Annotated in this window: 20 protein-coding genes; 8 read left to right on the forward strand and 12 right to left on the reverse strand. The window is 48.2% G+C overall.

The annotated features are described in order from the left end of the window. Window positions 1-59: 59 nt before the first annotated feature. Window positions 60-1,358, forward strand: a complete 1,299-nt coding sequence (locus tag Q8P05_00775) for a UbiA family prenyltransferase (protein MDP2666020.1) — start codon at window positions 60-62, stop codon at window positions 1,356-1,358. Between the two features lie 6 nt (window positions 1,359-1,364). Next, a complete protein-coding gene (locus Q8P05_00780; GenBank protein ID MDP2666021.1) occupies window positions 1,365-2,105 on the forward strand; it encodes a polyprenyl synthetase family protein in 741 nt (246 codons plus the stop codon). A gap of 56 nt (window positions 2,106-2,161) precedes the next feature. Here the strand turns inward: Q8P05_00780 and Q8P05_00785 are convergent, their stop codons facing one another. Beyond that, window positions 2,162-2,902 (reverse strand): 3-oxoacyl-ACP reductase family protein, encoded by a 741-nt coding sequence (locus tag Q8P05_00785; GenBank protein ID MDP2666022.1) that lies wholly within the window; start codon window positions 2,900-2,902, stop codon window positions 2,162-2,164. 70 nt (window positions 2,903-2,972) lie between these two features. Beyond that, window positions 2,973-3,467, reverse strand: coding sequence for a hypothetical protein (locus Q8P05_00790; GenBank protein MDP2666023.1), 495 nt, complete (start codon window positions 3,465-3,467; stop codon window positions 2,973-2,975). A gap of 163 nt (window positions 3,468-3,630) precedes the next feature. On the opposite strand from Q8P05_00790, the gene Q8P05_00795 reads away from it, so the two are divergent. Continuing rightward, a complete protein-coding gene (locus tag Q8P05_00795) occupies window positions 3,631-4,677 on the forward strand; it encodes a hypothetical protein (GenBank protein MDP2666024.1) in 1,047 nt (348 codons plus the stop codon). A gap of 256 nt (window positions 4,678-4,933) precedes the next feature. On the opposite strand, the gene Q8P05_00800 is transcribed toward Q8P05_00795, so the two are convergent. Beyond that, window positions 4,934-5,491, reverse strand: a complete 558-nt coding sequence (locus tag Q8P05_00800; GenBank protein MDP2666025.1) for a hypothetical protein — start codon at window positions 5,489-5,491, stop codon at window positions 4,934-4,936. A 167-nt stretch (window positions 5,492-5,658) separates the two neighbouring features. On the opposite strand from Q8P05_00800, the gene Q8P05_00805 reads away from it, so the two are divergent. The 3 genes from Q8P05_00805 (at window position 5,659) to Q8P05_00815 (ending at window position 6,809) form a co-directional block, all read left to right on the forward strand. Then, window positions 5,659-5,940 (forward strand): hypothetical protein, encoded by a 282-nt coding sequence (locus Q8P05_00805; GenBank protein ID MDP2666026.1) that lies wholly within the window; start codon window positions 5,659-5,661, stop codon window positions 5,938-5,940. A 113-nt stretch (window positions 5,941-6,053) separates the two neighbouring features. After that, complete coding sequence (locus Q8P05_00810; GenBank protein ID MDP2666027.1) at window positions 6,054-6,431, forward strand: hypothetical protein; 378 nt, start codon at window positions 6,054-6,056, stop codon at window positions 6,429-6,431. A 99-nt stretch (window positions 6,432-6,530) separates the two neighbouring features. Then, window positions 6,531-6,809 carry a hypothetical protein gene (locus tag Q8P05_00815; GenBank protein ID MDP2666028.1) on the forward strand — a complete coding sequence of 93 codons (279 nt, stop codon included), beginning with the start codon at window positions 6,531-6,533 and terminating at the stop codon, window positions 6,807-6,809. A 111-nt stretch (window positions 6,810-6,920) separates the two neighbouring features. Here the strand turns inward: Q8P05_00815 and Q8P05_00820 are convergent, their stop codons facing one another. Continuing rightward, complete coding sequence (locus tag Q8P05_00820) at window positions 6,921-7,433, reverse strand: NYN domain-containing protein (GenBank protein MDP2666029.1); 513 nt, start codon at window positions 7,431-7,433, stop codon at window positions 6,921-6,923. Window positions 7,434-7,666: 233 nt separating this feature from the next. Between Q8P05_00820 and Q8P05_00825 the strand changes: the two genes are divergently transcribed. Continuing rightward, window positions 7,667-9,811 carry a DNA polymerase domain-containing protein gene (locus Q8P05_00825; GenBank protein ID MDP2666030.1) on the forward strand — a complete coding sequence of 715 codons (2,145 nt, stop codon included), beginning with the start codon at window positions 7,667-7,669 and terminating at the stop codon, window positions 9,809-9,811. On the opposite strand, the gene Q8P05_00830 is transcribed toward Q8P05_00825, so the two are convergent. From Q8P05_00830 to Q8P05_00855, 6 genes are all read right to left on the reverse strand, one after another. Continuing rightward, window positions 9,791-10,723, reverse strand: coding sequence for a hypothetical protein (locus tag Q8P05_00830; protein MDP2666031.1), 933 nt, complete (start codon window positions 10,721-10,723; stop codon window positions 9,791-9,793). The two genes, Q8P05_00825 and Q8P05_00830, sit on opposite strands and share 21 nt — an antisense overlap. Before the next feature lie 203 nt (window positions 10,724-10,926). Then, window positions 10,927-11,259: a hypothetical protein gene (locus tag Q8P05_00835; protein ID MDP2666032.1), complete on the reverse strand. Its 333-nt coding sequence runs from the start codon at window positions 11,257-11,259 to the stop codon at window positions 10,927-10,929. A gap of 57 nt (window positions 11,260-11,316) precedes the next feature. Continuing rightward, complete coding sequence (locus Q8P05_00840; protein ID MDP2666033.1) at window positions 11,317-11,814, reverse strand: hypothetical protein; 498 nt, start codon at window positions 11,812-11,814, stop codon at window positions 11,317-11,319. A gap of 1 nt (window position 11,815) precedes the next feature. Continuing rightward, window positions 11,816-13,042, reverse strand: a complete 1,227-nt coding sequence (locus Q8P05_00845; protein ID MDP2666034.1) for a hypothetical protein — start codon at window positions 13,040-13,042, stop codon at window positions 11,816-11,818. A 107-nt stretch (window positions 13,043-13,149) separates the two neighbouring features. After that, window positions 13,150-13,560 (reverse strand): hypothetical protein, encoded by a 411-nt coding sequence (locus Q8P05_00850; GenBank protein ID MDP2666035.1) that lies wholly within the window; start codon window positions 13,558-13,560, stop codon window positions 13,150-13,152. A gap of 62 nt (window positions 13,561-13,622) precedes the next feature. Then, window positions 13,623-14,201: a ribonuclease H-like domain-containing protein gene (locus Q8P05_00855; GenBank protein ID MDP2666036.1), complete on the reverse strand. Its 579-nt coding sequence runs from the start codon at window positions 14,199-14,201 to the stop codon at window positions 13,623-13,625. Between the two features lie 166 nt (window positions 14,202-14,367). Here Q8P05_00855 and Q8P05_00860 point away from each other — a divergent pair, with 166 nt between their 5' ends. After that, on the forward strand, window positions 14,368-15,312 hold the full coding sequence (locus Q8P05_00860) for a hypothetical protein (protein MDP2666037.1): 945 nt from the start codon (window positions 14,368-14,370) through the stop codon (window positions 15,310-15,312). A gap of 498 nt (window positions 15,313-15,810) precedes the next feature. Here Q8P05_00860 and Q8P05_00865 read toward each other — a convergent pair whose 3' ends face one another. Next, window positions 15,811-15,963, reverse strand: a complete 153-nt coding sequence (locus Q8P05_00865) for a hypothetical protein (protein ID MDP2666038.1) — start codon at window positions 15,961-15,963, stop codon at window positions 15,811-15,813. Between the two features lie 2 nt (window positions 15,964-15,965). Continuing rightward, window positions 15,966-16,484 carry a type II toxin-antitoxin system death-on-curing family toxin gene (locus tag Q8P05_00870; GenBank protein MDP2666039.1) on the reverse strand — a complete coding sequence of 173 codons (519 nt, stop codon included), beginning with the start codon at window positions 16,482-16,484 and terminating at the stop codon, window positions 15,966-15,968. Between the last annotated feature and the right edge of the window lie 85 nt (window positions 16,485-16,569).

The raw sequence follows: 16,569 nt of genomic DNA on the forward strand, positions 1-16,569 counted from the left end.
TTTCACCCCCGTTATCCGTTACGCGCAGGTTTAAGATGCGGAAAACCATTGTGGAGAGGATGCCGGGGGCCCACCTCACCAAAATCATCTCCTGCCTGGACGAAAACCAAAAGGGCTTGCTCAAAGAAAGCCCCCACTCGGTGATTGTTGCCGATATGGAAGGGCATGTGGTGGCCTGCAATGCGGGGGCCGGGGACTTATTTGGGTATACGAAAACAGAGATGATTGGCACCCATGTCAAAGTTTTCCATCCCCCCCAAAATTATGCCCGGATCCTCCCTGAATTGTTTCGCACGGCCCTGCAGAAAGGAATTTATGATCAGATTATTACCCTCCAGAAGAAAGACCACCAACCCTTTCTCGCCCGCATCATCGTTACGCGCATCCTCGGAACGGATGGAAAGCCCATTGCCCTCATGGGGGTTACCTCGCCCGCCCAAAAAGCCCCCTCTATTGGTTTTATCGCCACTTGGATTAGGGCCCTCCGCGCGCCTTTCTTCACGGCAACCCTCATCCCTATTTTTTTAGGAACCGCCATTGCCTTCTCCGCTACGGGAACATTTTCATTCTGGCCATTCTTCTGGACGGTATGGGGCATGCTCTTCATCCACGCGGGAGTAAACTTAGCCAATGATTATTTCGACCATCAAACAGGGAATGATGAATTGAATCCGCACCCCACGCCCTTCAGTGGGGGCAGCCGGGTGATTCAGGAAGGATTGGTGGCTCCGAATACGATAAGGAATGTCGCCCTCCTCTGCCTCGCCGTTGGATCCCTCATCGGATTATATCTCAATTCCCTTGTCCCGGGGAACCTCATCCTGGTTTTAGGGGTTTTGGGAGTGGGTATCGGATTCTTCTATAGCAGCCCACCCCTCGCGGCGAGCTACAAACGATTGGGGGAATTATGTGTCGCTTTAGGATTCGGGCCCCTCATTGTATTAGGCAGCTATGTCGTCCAAACACAATCCTTTTCCATTATCCCCTTGGTGGCCTCCATCCCCATCGCTTTGCTCATCGTTGGGGTCCTATTCCTCAACCAGTTCCCCGATTTTGAGGCTGATGTGAAATCACAGAAGCGAAACCTGTTGAACACTTGGGGCAAACCCACGGGGGTCAAACTCCTCACCTATGGAGTGGCGGCTGTTTTCATATTCACGGGAGCAGGGGTCATATCTGGATTATTTCCCCCGCTCGCGGGACTTACATTACTGGCGCTCCCCTTCGCCTACGCCATGCTCACCACGCTCCGCACCCACTATGATCAGGTGCTCGAATTGCTCCCCGCCAACGCCAATATGATCAAATTGCATTTTACCTATGGATTGCTTTTTACTATTGCTTTCCTGGTGGGATGATATCGCATGCCTGTTCATTTTTCTATGCCATTTGAAAAGAATATAACTCTTGAAATGGATTCAAATTACACCCAAAAAGTGCAGGAAGCCGTGCGCCATGGGAAACACGTCCGACCTTGGCTCATGCGCCGTGTCTGCGAAAAAATGGATCTGGATTACAAACCCCTCGAAGCGGCCGCGATGGGCATCGAAATGATCCATCAAGCCTCCCTTCTGCATGACGATGTCATTGATGGGGACCTGGAACGCCGGGGAACAGAAAATGATGCCGCCCAGAATGGGGTTTCCCATTCTATTCTTTTTGGAGATTTCCTTTTCCTCCAAGGGATGAAACACTTCCATGAATCTCAATACCCCCCTGCCATCCCCCGCGCCGTCGTGGAAACGGTCAGCGGAATGGCCGAGCACCAATTGAAAGAGAGCGAGGGACGGATAACGGATTTGGATGCCTACCTCGCCTACGCGGAAGCCAAAACCGGAGGATTGTTCGCCCTCTGCGCCCGCATTCCTTTGCTGTATTATGAAATGAATCATCCCCCTGCGGAAACATTTTCCCACCACTATGGATTGGCCTATCAGATTGCCGACGACCTGAGTGAAAAACACCCCGAAAAGGACGGAGTGAACATCCTCCACTTCCTCCCCCGCGAAAAAGCTGTTTCCCGATTCCACACCCTGCGCACCCAACTGGGAAAAATGGATTTTATTCCTGTTGAGGAATTGACATTCATTCCGTTCATTGAATGAGTCCCTTTTCCGAATGAGCTGTGGAAAAAAGCCTCATATAATTTCAGTTTTTAATGTCATGGATATCCACCATCCACTATAATCGTTGTTCCATTTACATACCTTGCGTCATCCGATGCGAGAAAAACTACTACACTTGCAATTTCCTTAGGGTCTGCAAATCTCTTGAGAAGAATCTTTTCCATTTCATCTTGGATGTATTTTTTAGGTAAATCTTTGTTAATATCAGTATCCACCCACCCAGGTGCAACGGCGTTAACATTGACATACGGAGCTAGCTCCTGTGCGAGGGAGCGCGTAAAGCTTATGACTCCAACCTTGGCTGCATTATAGTCAACCGAAGTCGGAGGAACGTCTTTTGTACCGCATGTAGAAGAAATATTTACAATTCGGCCACTTTTTTGTTTTAACATGAATTTTGCAACATACTTTGACATCAAGAAAACCCCAATTAGATCAACTTCCAATGTTCTCTTCCATTGTTCAACTGTTCGTTCAAAAAAAGGAACATCAAACACGATTCCAGCATTATTAACTAAGATGTCAATTTTTCCAAATTCATTTATTGCTTGTTCAACCATCTTTTCGACCTGCTTTTCATTAGAAACATCGCACTGAACTGAAATAGCCTCTGCCCCAAGAGTCTTGATTTCATTCAAAACATCCTGCGCTTCGCCTGAAGACTTACTAAAATTGATAACCACTTTGGCTCCTTCTTTGGCAAAAGCCACTGCAATAGCTCTGCCAATCCCACGGCTTGACCCCGTTACAATAGCTACCTTGCCTTTCAAACGCATATGACAAGGATGCCAAAAACACTATTTAAAGGGTCTAGACTGTCACCAATATGAAACTGGAATGGATAAATCATTCCAAAATAGGATATTTTTTCACGAGCTTGGTCTTGCTCCACCATGTGCCCAGGCCGAAAATGCGTCCGGTTTTGTATTCCGCCAGCAGGATGAGAAGGGCGGCGTAAACGATATGCTCATCCAAGAAAGGGTTGTGTTCCTTTGGGAGAACGGCCAAGTACATGAGCAGCATCATGATTGCACCCCCATAGCCTGCGAGACGCATCCCTATGCCTAGGATGAGCGCGACTCCCAACAAGAGAAGGCCGCCCATGAAAAGAATGTCGATGAAAACGTTTCCCGCCATCGACTTGAATAGTTCCGCAAACGGCCCGGTCGTGGCAAAAGACAAGAAACCCATAGTAGGGGAGCCCCCTACAATCCAGGCTTTATCCGGGGCAGTATTGAATCCTAATCCCCATAACTTATCAAAAAACGCCCACAGGAAAATCCAGCCCAAGGATAATCGGGCAACCACCCACATCCATTTGGAAATCCATTCGGTTTTCATCCAAAACCCTCAAACCACGATACCGGATGCCATGTCCCACAATTCGGGGGATTATAAGCATGCCGTTTACCACTATCCAAAAAGAAATCCCTCTCCTTTCCCCATACTCCTCCCTAACCAATTCCCCCCCTTTAATAAACGGCCCATCCTAAAATAGGTCCATATGACCAAACGATATTCAACCATTGCCCACATCGGGGGATTTCTCCTTATTCCCATGCTTTTGCTGGGGGGGATCACTTCATCTGTATGGGCCCAAGACGAAAGCACGATTGACATATCCAAAAATGAATTCACCCGGGAGGAATGGAAGGCGCAAGCCATTCGCATGTTTGAAGAACCTGAAAAATTCAATCCCATTCCTGGGCAATTGCTCGTCTACTTCCAAGAAGGCACCACTCAAGAAGAGGCTTTAGAAGTCCTCAATCGATATGACCTTTCTTTCCTCCAATCCTGCCCGGTTGACCAAGGTGGGGGCAGCGGATCCTCGGATGAGGGGGCTGTCCAAGGAGGGGGTAGTGGCAGCGGCGACCCCGGGGCCCAGACAGGGGCACCCGGTGGATCAGGAAACGGGTCATCCGGTTTCCCTTGCCAAGCCCAAGACGTATGGTATGCAGATTCGTATTCGGGAATTGTCCTCGTGACGCCCGGGGCCGAAGTGGAATGGATAACCACCCTCTTCGATGAAGAAGCGGCCGTGCACCACATCCTCGGAGTGGGAGGGGCCATTAACCGCTCCCCCCAGGGAACGGAGACACGCATCGCTGAAGCCTTCGACCAAGGGAATTTCGTCCAGGGACGGATCATCGTGAGCTTCTTGGAAGAAACTTCTCTCGAACAGGCCCAAGCGATCCTGGGAAAATACGGGCTGTTCATCGAGACGGATGAAATCTGCATCCCCGCGGAGACCACCGAAGGGGGAACGGCGCCAGCATACTGCTACAACGACAAGTGGAATGCCAATCTGAGCATTGCATTTGTCGATGTGCCCGTTGGCCAGGAGAAAGAAATTGCCCTCCACCTCATCGCCAATGAAAACGCCATCGCGTATGTGGAACCCGACTACATTGTGACCATCGCTGGCAATGGGGCGAATACTAATTTGCCAACACCCCAACCAACCCCCCAGGAAGGCAACATCCTGAGCGGCTTTGTTGAAGCCGTGAGCCAATTCTTTGGAGGCATCTTAGGGTTCTTCGGTCTGCGATAACGCCTTTGGGAAGGATAGCCTTCCCCCCTTATTTTTTTCCACCATCTACCCATTCTTTTTTATCAAATTTTTTTTCCCTTTTTTTCTGCTCAGAAGTAGGCTCTGTCGTATCCTTGTCAGCCCTAAGAAGGGTGTCGTAAGCGTCAGTTTTACTTTATTTCAATAAATTTCTTCATTCCAAAAACGAGTAGAACACTTCCATAAACCCATGCACCAAACCATCCTGCAAATGGAAAAGTTTGTTAGAAAAATCAATTTAATCTTTTTTGTTGGTTTTATTAAAATCCATAAATTCAGAATACGAAGTTGAGAACCACCCACTCTTTTTATTATTGAATTCTACATTGATTCCAATATTTTTCAAAGTAGAACCAAATGTCGGAGAACCGTTCAATGAAAAATAAATTTTTTCAAATAAAGTATCTTTGGTATCATGAGTTTGGGGATTTGGTTTAATTCCAAAAATGGATATTTCTATTCCAATTATTTCTTTTCCGTCTGAGCTAAGGATTCTATTTCCATATAAATTTTCATAAAATTTTGGAACTGAATTAATAGCATCCATTATTTTTAACCGATATTTTTTATACGATACATTTTCTTTAAAGTCGAAAACTATTTTATAATTATAATATTTTCTGTGTGGGAACATACTATCCAAATTGCCCAGATAGAAATTTCCGATGGTAAAAAATGAAAAAAATAGGGCGATGAATGCAATCAAGAAATTTTGCGTTAGGAAATAGACAACTCCAAAGAAAATTATTTCTCCAACTACAAGAATTTTGAATTTCTTGTCTTGGTCGCTTCCCATGCTACTCCAGAATACTTTCTCCAATATAACTGAATACTTGGCATTTTTTTGTTTATTCCTGATGCGTCGATAAAACTGACGAATACGACAGCTAACGGCCAACAGACGCTATTGCGACAGAGTCAAGAGGTACACGGTTTATATTCTTCCAATCGTTTTCTTCTCCCATGAAAACACACAAAACCCGGGCTAAAACCCGAAAGAAAGTGAAAATCACCCGCAATACCACGACCACTAAGCGGAGGGGAGTGTCTAAAGGGAAAAAGTTCGAAGACATATTCGCGCTCGCGGAAGAAGACTATTCCCCCACTCTCTGGGGGGAATTGGAAGAGGCTATCCGCCGGTCGATGAAAACGGCGCCAGCGAGGCGACCTAAAAAAATGGTGTCTCGTAAGGTTGTCCGCAAACGAAAAACCACCACGCGGCGAACCGCTCCCAAGCGACGTTAGGACGACGGAAGTGGCGATCGTAAAACGGCTTAGAACTCCCATTCTCGGGTTTTCTCTTCGGCGGCCGGGTGGGGGTTTCCTTGGGTTGAATTAAATGAAAACCCTTTTAGGGTATGCGCCGACAAATCCCTTGTGCCTACCAGCACCCCCTCCAGCCCCTCATCGCCTCCTCAATGGAAAAAAATACGCCCGTTATCTGGATTGATGGCCGCAACCGCATCTCCCATTATGGATTTTCCCAGGAAGAAATAGCCTGGATGAAAACCCATGTCTTCTTCGCCCGCATCGACCGGGCGTATGATATGTTGGATTTAGGACAGCGGCTCTGTTATCATTCTCTCCTTCACCAGCGCCCCATCCTATTGGTCACGGGCATCCCCGCCCTGCTCGCGGGCTTTTCTCCTGACGAAAAAAAACATTGGGAGAGGCAATGGGAGCGATGCCTCGCCCGGCTTCGTGAACGGACGAGTGATATAATCTTGGAGGGGTAAAATCAGTAAGGGGCGAAGCGCCAAATCGCCGGATCTCCTGTCGCGGCGGTCTCCCCCCTCTTTACAAATGATCAAATCATCCGCTTATCTAATCTAAGTATGGGCCACACCCTCATTCCCAAGCGCCAAGTCCTGTATGCGCGCCTTGAGGGCATGGAAACATTCGCGCGGACCCTCCGGAAACCCTACCGGGAGCGTTTCCTATCCCTCCTCACCGGGGCGCGGCACCAGGTTTCCGCGGCCGTGTATGCCAACCTGTTGAATGACGAGGAAGCCGCTCTGTATGCCATGCTCGCCAATTTGATGGGGGTAAACGATACATCCACATCCAAAAAGGTACGCCAGTGCCTGGCCATAATGCTCGCCGGGGACGATTAGATTAACGCGCTGTTCTGATACCAATTCTCATACTGCTTATGATTGCCCACGAATACAATGGTGCGAATATTCCCTTCTTGTTCGAAGCTCTCAGTAAACTCGTTCGATTTATTAAATAGATTTTTCTTTCAGTAATTTTATAATATCAATTATCTGAATTGTTTCATCACATGTTTTATTCAAGTGGAATGACTTTGTTTTTGGAAATGCAACGTTGATAACTTTCTTTCCAAGGGTTTGAACTTCCTCGATAGCTGGAACAAAATCAGCATCGTTGGATACGAGGATGGCCTTATCAAACTTGTTTTCGAATGCGTTTTTCAGTAAATCGACTACCAGCTTGACGTCCACTCCTTTTTCAACTTTGTGATTGTTTTCTCGTTTTTCGAGACGACCGAAGAATATCTTCATTCTTTTTACTTTGGCCAGATTTGCAAGAAATTTTTGCTGGGATTGGTACGCCACAGGATCATCATTTTGATGCACGGGAGCAGTATAGTAGAAGATAGTAATCAAGTCATCCTTTCCAATCAGATGCATGCCAAATTTTTCAAAATCAATTTTAGCCGTGTTAAAGTTCCTTTTGAGGGAATGATAGAGATTGCTTCCATCAATGAAAATCATCACCCTTTCGACCATAAAAAGTATGAAGCCTGCCGTTGCCGCAGCAAAGGCAGGGAGTTAATACTAACCAATCGGTTAATCTTCATTAAAAAACTATGTTTCTTTTTTGAATTTCAGGGACTTGGACTGACTGCCTATTCCACCCATTAGGGGCATTGGGCCATTCGACTCGAACGGCGGCCCCGCCTCCCTTTCCAAAAGGGTAAGTGGAGAGAAACCCCTTTGATTGGTTGATGCATCTCCTCGACGTGTTCATCCATGAACGCACGCTGTATATTTGGACGCAGGACGCGGAAGGAAAAAACACGTTTTACCCGCATGCCTTCCAACCCATCATTTTCTTCCACCCTTATAATGAAACGAAAGCGCGCTGGGTGTTCAACGCGTGCCGCGTGGAAAAGACCACGCGCAATGACTTCGTGAGGAAAACCATTCCAGTACTCAAGATCACCTTCCCTTCCATTGCGCATTTCATGGAAAACATGCCCGCCCTGGAGCATCGTCTTCGGGGACAAGGGATTTTCTACCACGTCGATCTCCCCCTCCCCGAAATGTTCCTCTTCGAACATGGGTTGATGCCCCTGGGAAAAGTGGAGCTGAGCACGGATGAAAAAGGAAGATTGAAAACCATCCGGTGTGCCGAAGACGAGGAAGCGTTGGATTACGCATTACCATGTTGGAAAATACTCGAGCTGGAGGTGGAAATGGAAAATGGTTGCCCCATTGCGGTGCGGGCCAATGGGCAGACTTTTCAAAAGGAAGAAGCCGGGGCATTCGCCTCCTTTTTCGAGGAGGAAAACCCGGATCTGATCCTCCTCCATAGCCCTCCTGGTACGCTCATCCCCCTCCTGGAATGGGTGAGGCATAATCGGCCTTCCTTCACGTTCTCCCGCGTGGGGAAGGATCAGTTTACCCTGCGTGAAAAGAGCTACTTCTCCTATGGTAAAACCTATTTCCGACCCGGCATCCTCTCTTTGAAAGGCCGCCACCTCATCGCAGACTACCCCCATGAAGGGGAGGGGGATGAATTCACCCTCCTATCCTACATCGAGGGGGCACGGGTGTGCCGGCGGACTCTGCAAGCGTTGGTCGCCCATTCGGTGGGGAATGCCAGCAACAACCGGCTCCTCTACGAGGCCTACCGGAGGGGGTATCTCATCCCCTACAAAGTAGGGATATACGAGCGCATCAAGCCCTTCTCCTTCCTCCTCGAGAACGACCGGGGGCCGTTTACGTATGAGCCTCTCATTGGGTTCCATTCGCAAGTGTACGAATTGGATTTCGCGTCGATGTACCCTTCCATTATGGCCGCCTATAATCTTTCCCCCGAAAAATTCCGCTGTGCCTGCTGTCCCCTGGAACCCATTCTCGCCACCGGGTATTCGTTTTGCCGAAAGAAGAAAGGGATTGTTCCCCGGGTGTGCGCCTATCTCATCCGGAGGCGCCAGGCCTACAAGCAGCGCGACGACAGTATTAGCCGGGCCAAAGTAGCCTACCTCAAATGGCTGCTCGTGGTCATCTTCGGGTACCAGGCGTGCACGCACAAGAAGATCGGCACGATTGAAATTCATGAAACCATTAACGCCATCGCCCGCGAGACGATGGTGGACACCATTCATTTGGCGGAAGCCCATGGGTTCCGCGTGCTCCACGCCATTGTGGATGCGCTGTATGTAACCAAGAAGAATGCTCCCATCCAGGATGTGCATGCGCTCATCGTGGACGTGAATGCGAAAACCGGCCTGACCCTGGAGTACAAGCACACCTTTCAACGCATGGCATTCCTTCCCTCCCTGGTGAATACATCGTTTCCCGTGCCGGGACGCTTTTACGGACTCACCACTAGTGGAAAAATCAAGGCGCGCGGGATCGAGGCCCGGCAGAAAAGCCAACCCGCGGTGATCAAGAGCATGCAGCGGGACGTGTTGGCGGCCATGGGCCGGCACCCCCGTTCAACTCCTTATGAGCTATTTCGGGACTTGATACCCATTCTCCGCCGGCATCTGGATATGCTCCCCTACGCGTTGCCCGAACACTTAGCCTTTACTCTTCGCTTGGGCCGGGAAGAGTATCACACCAACCTCCCCCAGAAACAGGTCCTAACCCAGCTCCGCGCACAAGGTATTCATCTCAAACCCGGCCAATCCATCCATTATCTCATCCGGGATGCCGGGAAAAAAATCTATATTCCTCTCTCCTTAGTGAAAGACGGGGTATTCGACCAGGACGCCTACCGCCACCGCCTCAAAAAAGCCTATCTCACCCTCTTTTTACCCATCCACCCCACGATGAAAGACATTGATAACCTGCTCGAAGGAAAACGGCAAACGCGGCTGGGGGAATACGTTGAAGTTGAACTAGGGTTGGCGCAAGCATAGCACGCGGGCGGTGCCGTCTCTCAAACATTCAATCCCTAAGGGCTGAGAGGGGTCGGACAAATTTTTGATGGCTGATTCGATTGGCGCATTCATATCGGGCGTAAAAAAACGAACATCATCAAAATGGCCATTAGTGCCACTTATATGATAATACAATAGGAAGGCCCCCGTGAAATCCCCATAGGAGACATCTACTACGGAAGGCCCAATTGGAGACCCGTTTAAAAGTATCTTCCAATTTCCAGCATCGTCACGATTGGCACCAATGGTATATTCAATCCCCGTTGATAAATTCAAAAAACCAGTTGATAAAATCTGTTGGCTATTTCCATTCGTTACACGATGAAAATCCAAATATGATTGCGACCCATTCTGATATAACCGCAACAAATACCCATCATAAACGGTCGCGGAAGTGTTTGAAATAGCAAGAACTAATTGATCGGTAAAATTACTTGAGATTACCTTCGATTCCATGGATAATGGAATAGAATTTATGTTTATTGGCGTGGACAACTGGTTATTACCTACACTATTTGCTCTAAGTTTTGCTGACCCTCCATTTTGAACAACAGACCAAGAGCCATTCAAAACCGTCCAAGGAGGATTCGATGTATAATCTAAATCTTCAAAATCGTCGTAAACTGAAAAAACAGTGGTTGGTGGGGTTCCTAAAAAGCTGCCTTCACAGTATCCAAAGAATAAGATATCATTTTCATCTTCGCAAAATGCAGTATTTTCATTAGGATTTGAGTTAATTATTTCATACAAATTACTGCGAGAGATCCCAATTGGAATGGTGTTTATTCGTTCATCTAAATCCGACACATTTTCGTCTAATACTTGCAGATGGGCTTGCGTGTCGCCCTTGAAGCCTAAGAAATCCGCGCCCAAGGATGCCAGGTCATTCACCACTTCGTCCAGTCGATCCGAGAGGGTGTCGACGGCGGTGCAAAGAAACTGCAATGCGGGTGAACAGAAGGCCTCTGTTTCGGCGATGGAAACCGCTTGGGCCCCCGCGAATGGGGCCAATAGCACCAGGAGGATTAGGAGAAAGCGCCGCATATCGTCCATTCGCTGCTCTTCATATTTAATGCTTGGGATCTTAGCCCCCCTTACCCATAAAGGGGTATAGGCGCCGATAAGAAAGCCCAAATACCAAGGATCCAAAGAATGATGAATCCCAATAGCCGTATCTTCCCGGAGGGATGGATGTTCCACTTCTTATCCACGAATTCGGTGACGGAAGGCAATCCCACCAATCCGGCGGCGCCGATAGCGAGGGCGGAAAGGATCACGAATGGGTGTGACACGTATGGATTAGTGAATTGCAGAATAGCCACGAAGGACCAGAGGGATATCACTAACGAGATGCCCCCCGCGCATTCCTGAACAACACGAGAGAGGAAAGTTTTCCGGGATAGGGGATCCGTTTTCTTTACAACCATGGGTGGGGGAACCTTTTAGCATTAATAAAAGGTCTGGTTTGGGAGCGAAATGAAAAGTCACTCCGAGGGGGGAATGACATTCAGTTTGATAGTCTTCCCGGGATTGTTCATGAAGCCAATGGGCATTTCGGCAACGAGTTTCCAGGTATATTGATGGTGCTCCCGGTTGCCGGTGAGGGCCCCAATCATCTGCCCGGCTTGGATGACTTTATCAAATCCCCCTCCCGGAAGGGGCAGAGGTTGTTTCCTGGGAAACACATCCTTGGGGATGGTGATCTGAAATGGATAGACGTAGGGGTGGGGGGCGGGAGTGAAGGCCTTTTCCTTTTCAAGCGGCAGGATGAAATGGAACAAAGGAATACGCTGGTACGTGTTGCGCCCAAATGAATAACCCGATACCAAATCTGATCCATCAAGAGTGATGGAAAGGTTTTTGGGGGTCACCGCATCGTTAATCGTCACGAGAACCATTCCTTTTACTGTATCCCCCGGGGAAAATTGATAGGTGTCAATCTGGATATCGACCGAGGCTTTGGGTTTTCCGAGCAAACCCATCTCAATCCCCCGCCTGGCGCAGAGCCACATTTATTACCACGAGCGGCCACCCGCCCTGGGAGAGAAACGTTCGAATGTCGGCATCCGAATACCCTTGCCGGCGATACCTTTGGACATGGGGAATTAATTGCATCACCCGCTCAGCTTGTTCTTCAGGGGATAAGGCCACTGGGGTGGGTTGAGCCACTTTCATGGGAGGGGATTTTGCTGAAGAAAGGGTTGTGGGGTTGGATGTATTACCTTTAGGAAAAGGAGTGGTTTTCCCTGAAACAAAACTCATTCCTCCTGTCTTGGCCGCGCCCCCTTGGAAGGCGAGGTAGTTCATGACGTCCCCGCGGTATTCGTTAGAAATATCCATGGGACGCATGATGGTGATATAGAAGAGGGTGAAATACACATTCTTCACCAGCTCAATGAGACGCGACAAGATGAAACTGACGATGATCATCAATAGCAACATGATAAGGAAAGGCAGAGGATTCCAGGTCATGATTGAGATAATAATGGATACAAATAGACCGAGGAAGAACACCAACGTGAAAGATCCCCGCACCAGATCGCCCACAAAATCAATTCCAAATACGCCCACCAATGCCCCGGGGACATTCTCTTTGATGTGCTTGATGTCCGGGAGCACCTGGCCCAAAGTCTTGTCTTCGATAATGGCCGCGGGTAAAATGTAATGCCCGATGAGATCCCACCCTTCTTCAACAATCCGTCCGATGAGGTGAAGGACGATGTTGATGAGTATGACAAAGATTCCCTGACCCCCCGTCCCGCGTTTCAACTGCTTGGCCATCATGTCCGCCAGAATTTCTAAAATCCCAATGCTCAGGATATCCGACCAATTCTGGCGCGCCCGATTGATACCATCATGGAATGTTGACTTCTGACCGGCGAAGGTTTTGTACACGATCCACGATTGGGCGGCTCTATAGTAGGTGCGGAGAAACACGATGAGAAATCTATTCAACATGATGATGAGGAGGATGCCTAACCAGAAGAAGGTGAGAATAGTTCCCTTCCATTCCCCGCCTACACTCGCGGGATCGCCAAAGAATGCGAGGTACACCCATCCCACCAGGAGAACGATAAAGAGGATATTGATGAGCGCCGCCCACAGGGAAAACATAAGGGTGGGTGCCAGAATCGCCTTGTTCTTCCCCATGAGGAGGAAGGTGTGCTTCAGCAAACCCCACGTGTCGCGGAAATTATCAAAGAAACCCATGCGGGAAGGGATTCACCCCGGGTATATAAAGGAATATATTTGGATTGGGAGGAGAACCCCCATTAGTATAGGGTGGGGAACTCACTTTTTGTTTAGGAAAGGAAAACTCATTCCCCAAACCCTTTCTGCCAGGGGAAAAGTAATTTCCCATCGGGACCCCGTTTGACGAGAGTTTTTCCCGTTTTGGGATCAACTGGAAATTCATTGAATTCGTAGATATATTCCAATGCTTTCCGCATGAAAAGAATCCGATTAAGTTTCAATTCATTTTTGGAAGTTTTAGGATCAGCCTTAGCCCAATCGGCATAAATCACTAGTTGGCGTTGCAATTTAATCTTGTTAGCGCCCCGCTCGTCCGATGCATCGGGCCTTCGAAGATACCGTTTCCGCAATGTCCCAGAAGCTAAACGGGCATCCTTGCGACCTATCGATTTTGGAAAAGGATGGGTTTTGTCAGTTGCAGGCTTTCGCCTCGAGGGGGGCTCAGATGCATTACGGGGCTTCCGCACATTTCCCATAAGGGGAAAGAATGCACGGCAGTATAAAACCCCTCTCTTCAATAATCCATTTCAGGAGTGATTCACCAGCGCAGGATATCCGTAATACCCAGGTCTTTCATGCGGGTGTGCATGGCTTGGGTAATCTCAAGGTCCTTGCGCAAATACTCCTGGATTTTGGCATGCTCTCCTGCCCAATAGCGTTCCGCGACGCGGGAGCCATCGATGTCATCTATGATAGATAAACCCATGAGGGCCCCGTATTCCTTCAGCTTCCCCCGGGTGTGGCCATATTTGAACGCAGATAAGGATTCCCTCACATCCACGACTTCCTTGACCACGAAGGGAAGGATCTTCACCTCCTGGATGAAGCTCCGGGTCACGAGGAATGGAAGATCGAAATCCTTGATGTTGAAACCCACCAATTGGTATGACCCATTCGTTTTTCGGCTTTCCGCGAGGGCCGACCAGAATTGGGTCAAGATACTTTTTTCGTCCTCCCCATAAAAAATCTGGGCCTCATTCTCCTTTCTCTTCATTCCAATTGCCACGATGCGCGAATCAATGGGATTCAATAGCTTCTTCCGCCCCTCCTCGGGCAGGGAAAGATACAGCTCCTTGTCGTTGGGAACGGTCTCGATGTCGAGGTAAAAGAAATCCATGAGGAAGAACTGGCGGCGAGTAATAAAAGGGTTTGGACGGCGGGGCGCCGACTTATCTCATTGAGAAAAAAACAATTGTTTTTCCCAAAACGACATTGAACGCGATCGGATCCTGGCGAGCAAGCGAGACCCACTATTTAATAATCCCAAACGGGATCGCACCTATATGCGTCCCGCCCTCCTCGTTTCCATTGGGATCCTTTTGCTCCTGGTATCCGGGTGCCTGGGTCAACCCGCACTCCCAGCGGAGGACCCGGAGGCCGCGAACAAGGCGATCACAGCCTTCCAAAAGGCCAACTCCAATTTCGACACGCACGCCTACACCGTGACCTATATCGTGAACGAACGCGGAAACGTGAAAGAGGTCACCGAGACCAAACAAGGTGACACCACGATGCACATCATCCAGGCCATGAATAACATCCAGGCAGTCCAGACCCAAGACCAATACCGTTATTCCGGCTACATCGCCAGCTTGTCCTTTGTGCGCGAGGCATCTGCGGACCAACAGGTCGGTAAACTTCAATTCAGGGTCGAAGCCAACACCACACAAAAAACCGTCGCCGGACGCACGTGTGACGAGATATCCTTAATCGTGGAAATAACGCCCGCGGGCGGTTGGCCCATCACGGCATGCATGGACCGCGTCCTCGGCATCCCATTGGAACTCACCGCGGGCTCAGGGGCGGACACATTAACGTTCAGCGCAAAAAGCGTGCGCGAAGAGGCCACCCAACCCGATACCAGCGGGGAAGCCCCCCAGGTCGGCCAATGCACGCGATTGGGAAATTTTACGATAATCGAGGAAGAACATGATGAGTATAATACACAACTCGTGCTCCGCAACGACACCGGTATGAACACTATTTTCAAGAGCGTGCGCGTAAGCGGGAGCCACGCGGGCGGACAAATCTACCCGGAACAGGAGGGGATACTCGATGGCGACCAAACGATTCCCTTCCCGGGAATGGGAACCCTCCGCATATCCTATCCCAATCCGCTTGACAGCGGGGCCTACACCCTCACGTTCATCTTCACGTACGACAGCATGAACGCGTATAACCATTTCAATGATATCATCGCCCAGACCACGTGCGCGGGAAGCGTGTGAGATTCGATAGAGCGCATCGGCATTGGCTCATACGGAAAAAGGATGATGATTCCATCAAATTTGTAGAAAAAGTAAAGGTTGGAAGCATTCGAATGTCGGGATCTGTTTTTCCTCTGTGGAAGGATTTTGGGATTCTTTGGAGTTTTTTCCTGAGGGTTTGCCGAAGACTTAGAATTCACCAAAAAATTATGCCGAATAGGAAAGACGGTCCAGCTTTATCCTCAAATCAAAACTCGGCCCCGTTTGTTTGAGAAAATAGGATTTTGGAACGGGTTGTATTACTATGTAAAAATGCGATTTTTGAGAATGATTGGAGAAATATAGTATGAAATACTATAAATGTGGGATGAGAAAGAGGATCCATCTCCCACATTCTACCTTCGCTATGCTTATTTGATTCCACTCCTCTTGTAAGCGATGCCCAAAAGCGAGATGTATGCACGCTTCAAAAAGGATTGACCGGCTTGGGTACGGCGGTCGTAAATAGGTTTAGAAAAACTATATTTTCTCCAATAAACGGATAAGGGCTTTGTTTTCTCTCATTACTTTATCAATAATGTGCTCCGCTTCTTCGACCGACATGATTCTACCCTTGAATCTCGATTTTGGTCGGGAAATACTTGCCGCACGAGCCATTTTTGATGTCTCCATAGTCATATTCCCTCTTTTTCTTTTTTAACACTGTTGTTTGCATGGATAATTCCTTTAAGAACTGGATATAATTCTAGCGGTGAATCAAAATTTTTCAAACCCACGGTCCCGCTTAACCCAAAAATAATGGCAACCAATTTGTAAGCGGCGGATTGGGTATCTTGACCAAAGGCCAATTTGATGGCAATCAGTGTGTCCTTTCCACTTTCAATGGCCTCATCCAAAATTTTTATTTTTCGTATTTCAGCTTCTTCATTATAATCAAATCGAAAGCCATTCTTGTATAAAAATACTGCCACCGCAATGAAGGCAGTCCGCTTATTTCCATCATTGAAACAATGGCCTTTGGTAAAATGAAAAAGATAATAAGTAGCTACCCAAAATATTTTTTCGGTTCGACTCTTCGGAAATATCCCTGCAAGTTCAGGAAAATCTTCAACGGTGTTAAAAATGAATTCAAAATTCCCTTTCGAGTTGAATCCCTCTGCTTTCAATTTGATGTCGGAACGAAATCTTCCCACAACTTCACGGGACAAATATATACAATCAAAAGACACGACAGCAATGCAAACATTCGAGTTAAAAATCTAGGGAAAGAAAACCGCC

The sequence above is a fragment of the Candidatus Diapherotrites archaeon genome, assembly GCA_030688545.1.
Classification (GTDB): Archaea; Iainarchaeota; Iainarchaeia; order Iainarchaeales; family VGJJ01; genus VGJJ01.

Bases quoted from the DNA above. Each gene is read 5' to 3' on its own strand.
- Q8P05_00815 (MDP2666028.1), top strand. From the start codon at position 6,531: ATGGGCCACACCCTCATTCCCAAGCGCCAAGTCCTGTATGCGCGCCTT.
- Q8P05_00775 (MDP2666020.1), top strand. From the start codon at position 60: ATGCCGGGGGCCCACCTCACCAAAATCATCTCCTGCCTGGACGAAAAC.
- Q8P05_00805 (MDP2666026.1), top strand. From the start codon at position 5,659: ATGAAAACACACAAAACCCGGGCTAAAACCCGAAAGAAAGTGAAAATC.
- Q8P05_00785 (MDP2666022.1), bottom strand. From the start codon at position 2,902: ATGCGTTTGAAAGGCAAGGTAGCTATTGTAACGGGGTCAAGCCGTGGG.
- Q8P05_00855 (MDP2666036.1), bottom strand. From the start codon at position 14,201: ATGGATTTCTTTTACCTCGACATCGAGACCGTTCCCAACGACAAGGAG.
- Q8P05_00860 (MDP2666037.1), top strand. From the start codon at position 14,368: ATGCGTCCCGCCCTCCTCGTTTCCATTGGGATCCTTTTGCTCCTGGTA.
- Q8P05_00780 (MDP2666021.1), top strand. From the start codon at position 1,365: ATGCCTGTTCATTTTTCTATGCCATTTGAAAAGAATATAACTCTTGAA.
- Q8P05_00850 (MDP2666035.1), bottom strand. From the start codon at position 13,560: ATGGGAAATGTGCGGAAGCCCCGTAATGCATCTGAGCCCCCCTCGAGG.
- Q8P05_00800 (MDP2666025.1), bottom strand. From the start codon at position 5,491: ATGGGAAGCGACCAAGACAAGAAATTCAAAATTCTTGTAGTTGGAGAA.
- Q8P05_00790 (MDP2666023.1), bottom strand. From the start codon at position 3,467: ATGAAAACCGAATGGATTTCCAAATGGATGTGGGTGGTTGCCCGATTA.
- Q8P05_00840 (MDP2666033.1), bottom strand. From the start codon at position 11,814: ATGGGTTTGCTCGGAAAACCCAAAGCCTCGGTCGATATCCAGATTGAC.
- Q8P05_00865 (MDP2666038.1), bottom strand. From the start codon at position 15,963: ATGGAGACATCAAAAATGGCTCGTGCGGCAAGTATTTCCCGACCAAAA.
- Q8P05_00845 (MDP2666034.1), bottom strand. From the start codon at position 13,042: ATGGGTTTCTTTGATAATTTCCGCGACACGTGGGGTTTGCTGAAGCAC.
- Q8P05_00835 (MDP2666032.1), bottom strand. From the start codon at position 11,259: ATGGTTGTAAAGAAAACGGATCCCCTATCCCGGAAAACTTTCCTCTCT.
- Q8P05_00795 (MDP2666024.1), top strand. From the start codon at position 3,631: ATGACCAAACGATATTCAACCATTGCCCACATCGGGGGATTTCTCCTT.
- Q8P05_00820 (MDP2666029.1), bottom strand. From the start codon at position 7,433: ATGATTTTCATTGATGGAAGCAATCTCTATCATTCCCTCAAAAGGAAC.
- Q8P05_00825 (MDP2666030.1), top strand. From the start codon at position 7,667: ATGCATCTCCTCGACGTGTTCATCCATGAACGCACGCTGTATATTTGG.
- Q8P05_00810 (MDP2666027.1), top strand. From the start codon at position 6,054: ATGCGCCGACAAATCCCTTGTGCCTACCAGCACCCCCTCCAGCCCCTC.